This window comes from Janthinobacterium sp. P210005 (assembly GCF_036231865.1).
Lineage (GTDB): Bacteria > Pseudomonadota > Gammaproteobacteria > Burkholderiales > Burkholderiaceae_D > Janthinobacterium > Janthinobacterium kumbetense.
The window spans coordinates 1,149,825-1,162,833 of sequence record NZ_JAZARC010000001.1 but is presented as its reverse complement, the minus strand read 5'-3'; the positions used below and the strand labels follow the sequence as shown (position 1 = coordinate 1,162,833).

General features: G+C 64.8%; 12 protein-coding genes and 1 riboswitch. Of the genes, 4 read left to right on the top strand and 8 right to left on the bottom strand.

All coding sequences use genetic code 11. The annotated features are described in order from the left end of the window. Positions 1-2: 2 nt before the first annotated feature. The 8 genes from VPH40_RS05085 to VPH40_RS05050 form a co-directional block, all read right to left on the bottom strand. A complete protein-coding gene (locus VPH40_RS05085) occupies positions 3-323 on the bottom strand; it encodes a DUF2288 domain-containing protein (RefSeq protein ID WP_251348370.1) in 321 nt (106 codons plus the stop codon). 44 nt (positions 324-367) lie between these two features. After that, positions 368-1,075: an RES family NAD+ phosphorylase gene (locus VPH40_RS05080; RefSeq protein WP_328572872.1), complete on the bottom strand. Its 708-nt coding sequence runs from the start codon at positions 1,073-1,075 to the stop codon at positions 368-370. A 2-nt stretch (positions 1,076-1,077) separates the two neighbouring features. Next, positions 1,078-1,515 (bottom strand): MbcA/ParS/Xre antitoxin family protein, encoded by a 438-nt coding sequence (locus VPH40_RS05075; protein ID WP_071076812.1) that lies wholly within the window; start codon positions 1,513-1,515, stop codon positions 1,078-1,080. A 137-nt stretch (positions 1,516-1,652) separates the two neighbouring features. Continuing rightward, positions 1,653-4,271 (bottom strand): S53 family peptidase, encoded by a 2,619-nt coding sequence (locus tag VPH40_RS05070; protein ID WP_328572871.1) that lies wholly within the window; start codon positions 4,269-4,271, stop codon positions 1,653-1,655. 83 nt (positions 4,272-4,354) lie between these two features. Then, a riboswitch (cyclic di-GMP riboswitch) is annotated at positions 4,355-4,441 on the bottom strand. A gap of 275 nt (positions 4,442-4,716) precedes the next feature. Continuing rightward, positions 4,717-5,130, bottom strand: a complete 414-nt coding sequence (gene fos, locus VPH40_RS05065; RefSeq protein WP_328572870.1) for a fosfomycin resistance glutathione transferase — start codon at positions 5,128-5,130, stop codon at positions 4,717-4,719. Between the two features lie 17 nt (positions 5,131-5,147). After that, complete coding sequence (locus VPH40_RS05060) at positions 5,148-5,717, bottom strand: RDD family protein (RefSeq protein WP_328572869.1); 570 nt, start codon at positions 5,715-5,717, stop codon at positions 5,148-5,150. 122 nt (positions 5,718-5,839) lie between these two features. Then, entirely contained in the window at positions 5,840-7,540 is a 1,701-nt protein-coding gene (gene recJ / locus VPH40_RS05055) for a single-stranded-DNA-specific exonuclease RecJ (RefSeq protein WP_328572868.1), read from the bottom strand. After that, a complete protein-coding gene (locus VPH40_RS05050) occupies positions 7,537-8,583 on the bottom strand; it encodes a hypothetical protein (RefSeq protein WP_328572867.1) in 1,047 nt (348 codons plus the stop codon). The genes recJ and VPH40_RS05050 overlap by 4 nt, the downstream gene beginning before the upstream one ends. Before the next feature lie 160 nt (positions 8,584-8,743). On the opposite strand from VPH40_RS05050, the gene VPH40_RS05045 reads away from it, so the two are divergent. The 4 genes from VPH40_RS05045 (at position 8,744) to VPH40_RS05030 (ending at position 12,966) form a co-directional block, all read left to right on the top strand. After that, positions 8,744-10,021, top strand: a complete 1,278-nt coding sequence (locus VPH40_RS05045; protein ID WP_251348375.1) for a lipoprotein-releasing ABC transporter permease subunit — start codon at positions 8,744-8,746, stop codon at positions 10,019-10,021. Between the two features lie 130 nt (positions 10,022-10,151). Beyond that, positions 10,152-11,417 (top strand): lipoprotein-releasing ABC transporter permease subunit, encoded by a 1,266-nt coding sequence (locus VPH40_RS05040; RefSeq protein ID WP_289897586.1) that lies wholly within the window; start codon positions 10,152-10,154, stop codon positions 11,415-11,417. 16 nt (positions 11,418-11,433) lie between these two features. Continuing rightward, the gene (lolD, locus tag VPH40_RS05035) at positions 11,434-12,159 is read left to right on the top strand and encodes a lipoprotein-releasing ABC transporter ATP-binding protein LolD (protein ID WP_034788536.1); all 726 of its coding nucleotides are present in this window, start codon (positions 11,434-11,436) and stop codon (positions 12,157-12,159) included. 9 nt (positions 12,160-12,168) lie between these two features. Next, positions 12,169-12,966 (top strand): TatD family hydrolase, encoded by a 798-nt coding sequence (locus tag VPH40_RS05030; protein WP_328572866.1) that lies wholly within the window; start codon positions 12,169-12,171, stop codon positions 12,964-12,966. The last annotated feature ends 43 nt before the right edge of the window (positions 12,967-13,009 follow it).

Below are 13,009 nucleotides of genomic sequence, written 5' to 3'. Positions count from 1 at the left end.
CATCAGTGTTTGGTGGGCTTTTCCTGCTGCACCAGAATGAACGGGCTGACGACGACGGCCCACAGCGCGGCGTCGGCCGCCTGCCAGTCCAGCGCCTGCTGGTCCGACACCTTGGCGACCTTGCCATCGACCATCCATTGCGTGATGGTGGCCTTGTCGTCGTGCGAGATGCGCACGGCCACTTCGACCAGGTCCAGTTCATTGGCGACCCAGACGACGTTGCCTTGGGCGAAGTGCTTTTCCAGCTCGCTCCAGGCCAGGCGGGCCGTTTCGCTGTTCACTTTGAGGCGCAGTTCGGTGTCTTTTTCAGGATTGGTTTGCATGCGAAATATCAGGTTGCGGTGAGTCGGGTGCCGGTGCGCGCGGTTTATTTGCCTGGCAAGGCTTCCACCTGCGGCGTCGGCGTACCCCGCCATGTTAACCGATAGGCGGCGCCTTTGCGAACATTGCCCACCAGGGCAGGACGGAAGCAGGCCAGGTTGGTGCCGCTGGCGTGACGCACGCTGGGGAAGATGACGCCCATGGACCCCGCTTCGAGCAGGATGGCGGCCAGGTCTTGCGAGGCGATGTAGCTGGCCGGGTCCAGGCAAGCCTGGTAGCGCTGCTGGCCGCGCAAGTCGTGGAAACTGGCGGAAAAATCGGCCAGCAGCGACTGGTAGTTGACGCTGTCGTCGAAATAGTCGATTTCCTGGTATTCCACGGTCTTGTGGAAAATGATCTCGGCCAGCGCCGTTTGCATGTCGAAGGCGCAATACCAGGCACCCCGTTCGCCATCGTTGAAACGCGCCCCTTCCGGGCGGGCATACGTGTAGGCGGCGTTGATGATGCGAAAGTGCGGCACGCCAAAAACCAGCTCGTCCACGCCAATTCCTGGCGCGCCGCCGTACTCGGCCACCAGGCGCGCGTTGGTCGCGTTATCGAGCTCGAACAGCTCGCGCAGGTGATCGTCGTTCTCGGCCAGGGGCGCCAGCACGGAGTCTTCCATGTCGGCGAAGCGCGAGGGAATCAGGCGGCAAGTGTCGATCTGGCGCAAGGCGGCCAGCGGCGGCAGGTGCTCATTCGGGGCGGCAGGCACGATCACAGCCCTCCGCGGCGCGCGTCGAGCAGCTTGCGCACCGTCTGCATGGCCAGCAAGCCGCCGGCCAGCATCTGCGACAGGGGCGTGCGGCCGCCGAAGATGGGATTCTTGTTGGGCAAACTCACCCATTCGTCGGCCAATTTGTCGCCATACAGGATGTGCAAGGCCTTGTAGATGCCCAGCAAATAGGAAATACGCGTGATGCGGTCCACCTCCAGCACGCGGTCCGGGTGCTTCTTCCACTCGTACCAGGCGCTGCTGGACAGGCCGCCCAGCAATTCGCGCGCATCGTCGTCGCGCAGCTTCCAGGCGGCGGCCAGCTTGAAAAACCCTTTCAAGGCCGCTTGCGACAATCGCTCGCGCTCGGCTTTGGCATTCAGGTCGACGAGCACGGCCGGCTCGAAGCGGCTCTTGGGGTAGGCGTAGGCGAGGTTCATGGCATGTCCTTCGTTAAAACTCTGTATATGGACTATTTATACTCCTTTTCTGGATTCGTTGCAATGGCCGCGCGCATGCAAAACGGGGCGCGCCAGGACGGGAGTCCCGGAGCGCCCCGTTGGCGGGCCCCGTTCGTTTATCTTGCCGTGACGGTGACGGGCACGGTGAGCTGCGCCGTCAAGCCGTTACTGTCCAGCGCCACGATCTTCAGCGCATAGCTGCCGGCCACCGGTTGCGGCCAGCTGGCCGTGATGGTCATGCCGCTCATGGAAAACTGCATGCCCAGCGGCGCGCCGAGGATGGAGATCCACAGGGCGTTCGCGCCGGGCGCCGTCAGCACGATGCTGCCGCTCATGGCCTTGCCGGCCACGCCCGTCATGGCGGCGGCGCTGATTGTGGGACCGGCGGCGGCGATTTTCACCGTGGCCACGGCCTGGCCCGTCAAGCCCGTCTTGCTGTCCCTGGCGATGACGGTCACGCTGTAGCTGCCCAGCACGGGGTTGGCCCAGCTGACGACGCCGGCGGCGCTGACGGCCATGCCGGACGGCGCGCCCGACAGGCTGTAGGTGACGGGGTTGGGCGCCACCGTCGTGGCGGCGAACGACAGGGCCACGCCCGGCTTGCCGCTCACGCTGGCCACCGTGACGACGGGGGGCAGCGGGGCGGCGATGGCCACCGTATAGATACCTTTGCCGCTCAGGCCAGTCTTGCTGTCCGTGGCCGTCACGGTGACGGCGTAGGTGCCGGCCACGGGCGCGGCCCAGCTCACCAGTCCGGCGCTGCTGATGGTCATGCCGGCCGGTGCGCCGGCGAGCGTGTAGCTGACGGGATTGGGGGCGGAGACGCTGACATTGAACGCCAGGGCCGTGCCAACCTTGCCCGTGATGGCGCCGGCGCCGACGACGGGTGGCGCGACGGGGGTAATGACGATGGCGTACACGCCCTGGCCACTGAGGCCGCTGACGGTATCCTTGGCCACCATGGTCACGGCATACGTGCCCGCGACGGGGGCTGCCCAGCTGACCACGCCCGTGGCGGCGATGCTCATGCCGGCCGGCGCGCCCAGCATGCTGTAGCTGAGGGGATTGGCAGCGGTGGCCGAGACGGTGAACGACAGCGGCTTGCCGGCCGCGCCGCTGATGCTGGCCGGCGCCACCACGGGCGCGGCGGGGGCGATCTGCGTGCCCGACAGGCCGGCCAGCAGGCTTTTCACGTTCGGCGTGCCCAGGCCGCCCAGCGGGTCATAGCCGACCCTGGCCGTGCACACGCCGCACGTGCCGTTGCTGCCGCGCGTGATGTCGGCAAAGCTGCTGGCAAAGGTGCCGGGCACGCTGGCGATCTGGCCGTACAAGATGTTGTGCGGCAGGCCGAGCGCCGCCTTCGCTTGCAGCGCGCGGCTGGCGTTGGCGATGGCGACCAGGCCGGCCCATTGCGGCGTGGACAGGCTGGTGCCGCCGATGCTGAGCCAGCTGGCGGTGCTGCTGCCTGGCGTCATCACTGCCGTGTACTGGCCCGTGGCGGGGTCGGCATTGAAGGCCACGTCGGCCACGTTGCGGCGCAGCAAGTTGGTCAGGCCGGGCACGCTGGCCGTCTGGTAGGCGGGCAGTGCCGTATAGGCGCTGATGCCGCCGCCCGTGCCGGACCAGGCCGTTTCGCTGCGCACGCCGCTGCCGCTGTAGCTGAGCGTGGTGCCGCCCACGGCCAGCACGTTGGACGACACGGACGGCCAGGACACGCCGCTGCCCGAATCGCCCGTGGCGGCCAGGTAGCTCATGTTCTTGCCCGTGAAGGCGCTGTCGACGGATGCTGTCCAGTTGCCTTCGGCGGCGCCAAAGCTCATCGACACGACGCCAGGCCCCATCTGGTTGGCCAGGCGCACGGCGCCCAGCAGGCTGTTGATGGAAGCGTCGGGCGCCTCGATCAGCACGATGCGCGCCAGCGGCGCCGTGGCATGCGCCCACTGCACGTCGAGCGCGATTTCCATGGCCCAGCCCGAGTTATAGGCGGGCGCCGTGGCCGTCATGGTGCTCGATGGCGTGTTGTAGACAACAGAAAATTCACAGCCGCTGGCCGGGGCGGGCGGCAGGGGCAGGGTGGCATTCGTGGCGATAGCCTTGGTGGTGCAGCCGGGCAAGCCGAATTTCTGGTTGAAGATGGCCAGTTCGGCCGCCGCGTTCGGGTTGTGCATGGCGTCGACGATGTAGATCGTCTGTCCCGCGCCCAGCTGGGCCGCCTGGGCTGGCGTCAGCGCCGTGCCGGCCGCCGGCAGGGCGGGCAAGTCGTAGGCGGCGCGGATTTGCGCGGGAGAATAGGTCGCCACCACGCTGCTGCCGGCCATGGGTGCGGCGATGTCGCCCGCGCCGCCGTCCAGCAAGGGGGCGATATCCTGTGCCGCCTGTTCCGAGGCGGCGATTTTTTGTGCCGTCAGGCGGCGCGTGGTCATTTCCCGCATGGCGCCGGGCACGTTTTGCAAATGCGGCCGCCAGTGGGCCGAGCCGCTGCTGTTGGTGCTGTCGCGCCCGTCGGGCGCATCGAGCAGGGCCGGGGCTGCATGGAACATCGGTTGCACCACCAGCGCGCCGACGGCGGCGGGGACGACGGGCACCTCGACGGCGAACTGTGTCGCGGCCGTGGCGATGGCGGCGGGCGGCGTCGATGTCTCCTGGCCGGGGCCGCAAGCGGCCAGCAGGAGGACGGTTGTGGCGCCCAGCAGCAGGCGCCCGTGACGGTGATGCGGGGGAATGATTTTTTTCATGGCGAAAACCTCCGAGTTGGGCGAGGGCCACATCTCGACAATGCTTCCAGGCTGGCGCCGCGCGCTGGCGGTCCCGGCCCTGCATTGGCAGCCCCGCTGCCGTGGCGCTTGCGCGCGGTAGGCCGGTGGCTTTGCGTCCCCGCCTTTCGACGGGTTTGCCCTCAAAACTGATCATGCATCATTGGGAATTTCCTGATGCGTCATCGATTTTAGTGAATTTGCCAAATAAGTGTTAACTATTTTCAATCAATATTTTTATTTATGCAATAAAATGTGGCAAATTTGCCTATTGATGGATGGAATCTTGTCAGCCTGATTAAGTCTTAAAAGCAAGGTTATCAAGGGTATACCGAGGCGTGACAGTGTTTTTTCCCGGCAACGGCGCTTGCACTTTTTGTTTTCTAATGAATTTAACGAATTTACTGAATATGCGATCTTGCCGGACTCAATCCTCGAACACCATGCCCGGATACGGCGCTGCGCGGCAGGCCGCCAGCCGCTGCGCCAAGCTGCCAGCATGGGCTTCCAACCGGTGGCCGTCCGGGTCGAGAAAATACAGGGAATCGCCGGCGCTGCGGTTTTGCTGCCATTCGGGCACGCCGGCGGCGCGCAGGCGGGCGGCAAAGGCGGCGAAGTCTTCCGGGGCAATGGAAAACGCATAGTGCGTATAGGCGGGGCTGGCCAGCGCGGCCGTGCCCTGTCCATCCAGCGACAGGCACAGCCACAAATCCCCGGCCGACAGATACGCGCCCCTGTCCCAGCGCGCATGCAGGCGCAGACCCAAGGTGTCGCGGTAAAAGGCCACGCTGCGCGCCAAGTCGCGCACGGACAGGGTGAGGTGGTTCAGGCCGGTCAACACGACGGTTTGGCTTTCTTTCAGGTGGAGGGGGAGGGCAGCGGCTGCGCGGCGCGGGCAGGCAGCTTGACGACGACCGTGCCGGCCATGAAATCCTGCAGGGCGCGGCGTTTCTTGTTAAATAATAGCACCACGAATTCGCTGTAGATCCATAGTTGCGTCAGCGTATCGAGCGTCACAGACCAGCCGGGTTTAAGACGGGCTATGTGGGCGGATATTTGCGTGAAGGTCATGGCAGCGTAGGCGCCTTCATCGATGCGCAAGGTAATAATAATGCCAGCGATGGCAGCCAGTGTTGTCAGCGTGAGCATTACGGAATAGCGCAGCAGCGCCGCCTGACGCGTCACTGGCGCACCGTCGAGCATGCGCACCCGCAATTTGCACAGCAACTGTCCGGGTGTACCGCCAAAACGGCTGACGAGGTAAACATTGTAGGCAAGGTTGAGCGCCAGACCGGGCAAAAACCAGTACAGCAGGAATGACTGGCTCCAGGGCAGCCCCAGATAAATGATCGGCAGGACCAGCGGTAGCATGATGGCCGTATCGATAAAAAACGCGCCCACGCGGCGCCAGAATCCCCCGTATTCCATGCGATTTCCTCCCAGTCATGGCAACCGGCGGCTGCCTGTATGACTAGATACGCTATTACTTAGGGGGAATGTTGACTATCTGGCGCATGTTTGAGGCAGGGCAACAGCTGCATGCCGCGTGCTCAGGCAGGTTCAGCATGCTCCACCATCAACTGCACTTTCGTCGTGCCATTGTATTCATTCGCATCGAGCCGGAAGGCGACCCGCGTGCGTTCGCCCAGGGCGTCCGTGTGGCCGAACCAGATGGCGTCGAAGCGCACGCCGTTCTTTTCCAGCAACAGTTTCAAATGGCGCTCTTTTAATATGCGCTGGCTGACGACGCGGAATTCGTCGCAAAAGACGGGCGGGGCGAAGCCCTGGCCCCACACCTGCTCATCCATCAGCTCGATGAAGGCCGTCGTGTAATACGCGTCTTCCAGCGGGCCGTCCGTTTCCACCACCCGTTCCAGCTGTTGCTGGCTGAGCCAGGCCTGGCCCACGGCTTCGAAGGCCTGGGAAAAGGCGTCGAAGGCGTCGGCGCGGATGGTCAAGCCGGCCGCCATGGCGTGGCCGCCGAACTTGTCGATCAGGCTGGGCGCCCGTTTCGACACGAGGTCGAGCGCGTCGCGCAAGTGAAAACCGGGGATCGAGCGGCCGGAACCTTTGATCCAGCCGTCGGCGCCCGGTGCGAACGTGATGGTCGGACGATAAAACTTTTCCTTCAGGCGCGAGGCCACGATGCCGATCACGCCCTGGTGCCAGGATTCATCGAAGACACTGATGGTGCTGCTGTTGGCCGGCTCGAAAGCATCGAGGTGCAGCAAGGCCGTATCCTGCATTTCCGCTTCGATTTCGCGGCGCTTCAGGTTGATGTCGTTGAGTTGCTGGGCCAGCGCCCAGGCGCGGCCTTCGTCGTCCGTGACCAGGCATTCGATGCCCAGGGACATGTCCTGCAGGCGGCCGGCCGCATTCAGGCGCGGTCCCAGGGCAAAACCGAGGTCGAACGGCGTGGCGCTGCGCGCTTCGCGGCCGGCCACGCGAAAGAGCGCCGCCACGCCCGCGTGCATATTGCCCTTGCGCATGCGCTTGAGGCCTTGCGCGACGAGGATGCGGTTGTTCGTATCGAGGCGCACCACGTCGGCCACCGTGCCCAGGGCCACCAGGTCGAGCAGGTTGTCGAGCTTGGGCTGCGTTTGCGCATCGAAGATGCCGCGCCGGCGCATTTCGGCGCGCAGGGCCAGCAAGACGTAGAACACGACGCCCACGCCCGCCAGGTGTTTACTAGGGAAACCGCAGGCGGGCTGGTTCGGGTTGACGATGACGGCTGCGTCGGGCAGGGTGTCGGCAGGCAAATGGTGATCGGTGACAACCACCTGGATGCCGCGCCGGTTCGCCTCGGCCACGCCGTCGATGCTGGCGATGCCGTTGTCGACGGTGATGATGATGTCGGGCGACTTTTCGCGCGCGGTCAGTTCGACGATTTCCGGCGTCAGGCCGTAGCCGTATTCAAAACGGTTGGGCACGATGAAGTCGACGTCGGCGCCCATGGCGCGCAAGCCGCGGATGGCGACGGCGCAGGCGGTGGCGCCGTCGCAGTCGTAGTCGGCCACGATGACCATGCGTTTCTTGGCGGCAATTGCGTCGGCCAGGAAGACGCCGGCCGCGCCGATGTGCAGCAAGCCGGACGGCGGTATCAAGTCCTTCGGCTCGATCGAGAGCTCTTTCGCGTCGGATAGGCCGCGCGACGCGTACAAGCGGGCCAGCACGGGGTGGATGCCGCCCTGGCGCAGCAATTCGGATTCGCGGTAAGGGCAGGGACGGGTGGCGATGCGGGTACGGGTCATGATGCTTTCAACTTGTTCAGGGTAATCGCGCGCCAGAATTTGCGCTGCGCATGCTTGCTGGTGGTGCAGTCCAGCCAGGCGTCGCGGTGGCTCAGCACCAGGCGCAACTGGCCCAGGCGGCCATCCTTGACGGCCGCCAGCAGGGGCGCGAACCAGTCCGCCTCCAGCGCTTGCAACTGTTGCAGCCACATGCCCCATTCCTGCGCCTGCGCCGCTTCGGTCAATCCGCCCAGCACGACGATGGCGTCGCTCTGGTCCGCCAGCACACTGCTTGGACTGGCATCGCGCCGCGCCGGTTCCGCCAGCGCGGCCAGCCAGCCGGGCGCGTCCTTCGTATGCAGGCTGGCCGCGCAGCGCGCAGATGCAGCCAGGCTGCCGCCCCAGATCCAGAAGGAATTGATGGCTTTCAAGCCCCGCTCTTCGCGTGCCGCGTTGACGGGATGTTCATGCCACAGCATCTGCACTTCATTCTGCAGGCGGCGCGCGGCGCGCGCATGCTCGCCTTCCGGCATCCACACGGACAGGTCTTGCGTGGTGGCGGCGTCCGGCGTGGCGCACTGCAAGTCGCTCCAGCCATCGGCGCGCATGAACCAGGTGCCCGCGTCGCCATACGCCAGGGGCTGGCCGATCTCGTCGAAATACGGACGCGCCGTCTCGAACAGCGTGCGGCCATCGGCCTCGCTCAGCTTGAGCTGGCGCAAGTCTTCCAGGCTGATATGGCTGCGGGCGATGGCCAGGTGGGCCGGATGCAGCAGGAAGTAGCGCGCGCCCGCTTCCGGCGCCAGGCCGTAGCCGCGCATGGCCTGGGCCGCAAAGGCCGCCTGCGCCGCCTCGCCGTTGGGCGCGGGCGACAGGGTCAAGGCATGCGCCAGCCACGCTTCGTGCGGCAGCAGGCGGTTGGCGTTGTCAAAAGTTTCCAAATTGCAATCGGAGGTGCGCGACAGCAGGGCCGCCAGGGCGGGTGCCTGCAAGACCTTGAGCAGGTCGGCAGCCAGTTCGGCATTGGGCAAGGCGAAGGGCAGGACGAGGGTAAGTTGATTCATCCCGAGATTGTAGGCGATTGTGGCGGTGGGGGAGTAGTTCCCGCGCTTTTTCCCTTGACGGCGGGCGCGGGAAAAGTCGCGCCACGGTGATGTGTTTCACGCATGAGTGTCATTTGTGTGGCACACTGCGCGCTCGCATATTACGTTGTCGCGGGAGCGCATGAGCATCATCAAACAATTTCCTTTTGAGTGGCAGGTTGGCGTGCGCTATACGCGTGCCGGGAAGCGCAGCGGTCGCAACAGCTTCATTTCCTTCATCTCCCTCATTTCCGTGGCCGGCATCGGCCTGGGCGTGGCCGCCCTGATCGTCGTCCTCTCCGTCATGAACGGCTTCCAGAAGGAAGTCACCGACCGGCTGATGTCGGTGCTGGCCCATGTCGAGGTGTTCGATACCAGCGGCTCGATGCCGAATTGGCAGGCGCAGGAGCGCGCCGCCTACGCCAACCCGCAAGTGAAAGCCGTGTCGCCGTTCGTGGAAACCCAGGGCATGCTGCTCAATGACGAAACCATGCGCCCGTCCGTCGTGCGCGGCGTGCTGCCGCAGCAGGAAGCCACCGTCTCCAGCGTGGCTTCCCAGATGAAGCAGGGCAGTTTCAAGGATCTCACGCCAGGTTCGTACAACATCGTGCTGGGCATCGACCTGGCCAAGGCGCTGGGCGTGCAGGTGGGGCAGAACGTCACCCTGATGCTGGAACGCGAGCCGAAGGCGGGCGACCCGGCCACAGGCATCGTCATGCCGCGCATGCGCGCGCTGAAAGTCGCCGGCATCTTCGAGGCCGGCCACAATGAACTCGATGGCAGCCTGGCGTTTGTGAACATGCAGGATGCGGAGCAGTTGCTGCAGCTCGACGGCCCGTCCGGCCTGCGTTTGCGCCTGCACGACATGAACCAGGCGCCGCAGGTGGCGCGCGAATTGAAAGCGTCGATGCCGGGCCAGCTGTGGATGCGCGACTGGTCGCGCGCCAGTGCCAGCTGGTATGCGCTGGTGCAAAGCCAGAAGAACATGATGTTCATCATCCTCAGCATGATCATCGCCGTGGCCGCGTTCAACCTCGTCTCGACCCTGGTCATGTCGGTCACCGACAAGCAGGCCGACATCGCCATTTTGCGCACCCTGGGCGCCTCGCCGTTCTCGATCATGAAGATCTTCATGATCCAGGGCGCGCTGGTCGGCTTGCTGGGGAGTGCTTTGGGCGTGATCGGCGGCGTCGTGCTGGCGCTGAACGTGGGCGTCATCGTGCCCTTCATCGAAGGCATCTTCGGCCTGCACTTCATCTCGAAGGAAATCTACCAGATCAGCGCCGTGCCGTCGGACGTGCACTGGCTGGACGTGGCGCAGATCGGCCTGATCGCCTTCGGCCTGGCGCTGGTGGCGACCATCTACCCGAGCTGGCGCGCCGCGCGCGTCAAGCCGGCCGAGGCGCTGCGCTACGAATAATTGGCTTGTGTACCGGGGTCGGACCCGTCGGGTCTGACCCCAGCCTTTTGCTGCGGTATGAGTCATTGGCTGATCAACAAACTGCTGGGGTCAGACCCATCGGGTCTGACCCCAGAGAATTAATGAATTAATGAGCATGTTAAAAAATATTCCCTTCGAATGGCTGGTTGGCCTGCGCTACACGCGGGCCGGCAAGCGCAGTGGCCGTAACAGTTTTATCTCCTTCATCTCGCTCATTTCCATGGCCGGCATCGGCCTGGGCGTGGCGGCGCTGATCGTCGTGCTGTCCGTGATGAACGGCTTCCAGAAGGAAGTGACGGACCGCATGCTGTCCGTGCTGGCCCACGTGGAAGTGTTCGACAACAGCGGCAGCATGCCCGACTGGCGCGCCGAAGCGGCGCAGGCGTTCAAGAATCCCGCCGTGAAAGGCGCCGCGCCGTTTGTGGAAACGCAAGGCATGCTGCTGCGCGACGATGCGCTGCGCCCGGCCATCGTGCGCGGCGTGCTGCCCGAGGAAGAGCCGAACGTCTCCGACGTGGCCGGCCAGACGCGCATGGGCAGCTTCAAGGCCCTGCAGCCGGGCACCTTCAATATCGTGCTGGGCATCGAGCTGGCGCGCGCCTTGCGCGTCAACCTGGGCGAAAAAGTCACGCTGATGCTGGCGCAGGGCCAGGTCACGCCGGCCGGCGTGCTGCCGCGCATGCGCAGCTTTACCGTCAGCGGCATCTTCCAGGCGGGCCACAATGAATTCGACGCGGGTTTGGCCTTCATCAATATCGAAGACGGCCAGCGTTTGCTGCGCCTGGACGGCCCATCTGGCCTGCGTTTGCGCCTGGCCGACATGAACCAGGCGCCGCAAGTGGCGGCGGAGCTGAAAAAATCCATGCCGGGCGACCTGTGGCTGCGCGACTGGTCCAAGCTGAACGCCAACTGGTTCGCCGCCGTGCAGACGGAAAAGCGCATGATGTTCATCATCCTGACCCTGATCATCGCGGTGGCCGCCTTCAACCTCGTCTCGACCCTGGTGATGACGGTGACGGACAAGCAGGCCGATATCGCGATTTTGCGCACCCTGGGCGCGTCCCCCCGTTCCATCATGAAGATTTTCATGATTCAGGGCGCGCTGGTGGGCATCCTGGGCACCATCCTGGGCGTGGGCGGCGGCGTGCTGGTCGCCATGAACATCGACGTCATCGTGCCCTTCATCGAGCACCTGCTGGGCGTGCAGTTCCTCTCCAAGGACATTTACTTCATCAGCACCGTGCCGTCCGACCTGCGCTGGCCCGACGTCACCAAGATCGGCGTGCTGGCCGTGATCCTCGCCTTCCTGGCGACCCTGTACCCAAGCTGGTGGGCCGCCCGCGTGAAACCTGCGGAAGCCCTGCGCTATGAATAAACCACTGACTATGACCATGACCGATCTGAACAAACCTGCCTCCAACGGCGCTTCCGCCGATTCCGCCGTCCTCAGCTGCCGCGGCCTGGGCAAGACTTTTACGCAGGGCAGCTACAAGGTGCAGGTGCTGGCCGGCATCGACATCGACGTCCATCGCGGCGAGCGGGTCGCCATCGTCGGCGCCTCGGGTTCCGGCAAATCGACCCTGCTGCACCTGCTGGGCGGCCTCGATACGCCCACCAGCGGCAAGGTGACCCTGCTGGGCAAGGACTTCGCTAACCTCAGCGAAAAGGCACGCGGCGACTTGCGCAACGCCTCGCTGGGTTTCGTCTACCAGTTCCACCACCTGCTGCCCGAGTTTTCCGCGCTGGACAACGTCGCCATGCCTTTGATGATACGGCGCATGAAGCGCGCGCCGGCCACCGAGCTGGCGCAGCAGATCCTCACGCGCGTGAACCTGGCCAAGCGCGTCACGCACACGCCGGGCGAGTTGTCGGGCGGCGAGCGCCAGCGCGTGGCCCTGGCCCGCGCCCTCGTCACGCAGCCGGCCTGCGTGCTGGCAGATGAACCGACGGGCAACCTCGATCACGCCACGGCCGAACAGATTTTCGACCTGATGCTGGAATTGTCGCGCACCCTGGGCACGGCCTTCGTCATCGTCACGCACGATATCGAGCTGGCCAAGCGCTGCGACCGCGTGCTGCGCCTGACGGACGAAGGGCTGCAGCCGTACCAATACTAGGAATTCGCCATGTGGATCGACACGCACTGCCACCTCGACGCGCATGAATTCGGCAGCGAATCGCTGCAGGTGGCGGCGCGCGCGCAGCAGCAGGGCGTGGGCATGATCGTCATTCCCGCCGTCGAACGGGCCAATTTCAGCATCGTGCGCGATCTGGCGGCAACGGCGCCCAACGCCTGCTATGCCCTTGGTATACACCCGATCTACGTGCCGCACGCCACGGACGACGATTTGATCGCCCTGCGCGAAGCCGTGCAAGCCGCCATGGCCGACCCGAATTTCGTCGCCATCGGCGAAATCGGCCTCGATTTCTTCATTCCCATGCTGTGCGAACCGGCCATGAGAGTCAAACAGGAGCATTTCCTGTGCGAGCAGCTGAAGATTGCCCGCGACTTCGACCTGCCCGTGCTGACCCACGTGCGCCGCTCGCAGGATATCGTCCTCAAGCACGCGCGCCAGATCCGCCCGAACGGCGGCATCGCGCATGCCTTCAACGGCAGCTTCCAGCAGGCGCAGGGCTATATCGACCTGGGTTTCAAGTTGGGGTTTGGCGGCGCCATGACGTTTACGCGCGCGCTGCAGATACGCCGCATGGCCGCCGACCTGCCTTTGGAAGCCATCGTGCTGGAGACGGACGCGCCCGACATTTCCCCCAGCTGGATCCACCCTGGCCGCAACAGCCCCGAAGAATTGCCGCGCATCGGCGCCGTGCTGGCCGAGCTGCGCGGCCTTAATATCGCGCAAGTGGCGCTTGCCACCAGCGCCAACGCGCGCGCCGTGATGCCCCGATTACCCCTGATGGAGTGAGACCATGAACAAGAAAATGCTTGCGGGCGCTCTGGCAGCCTGT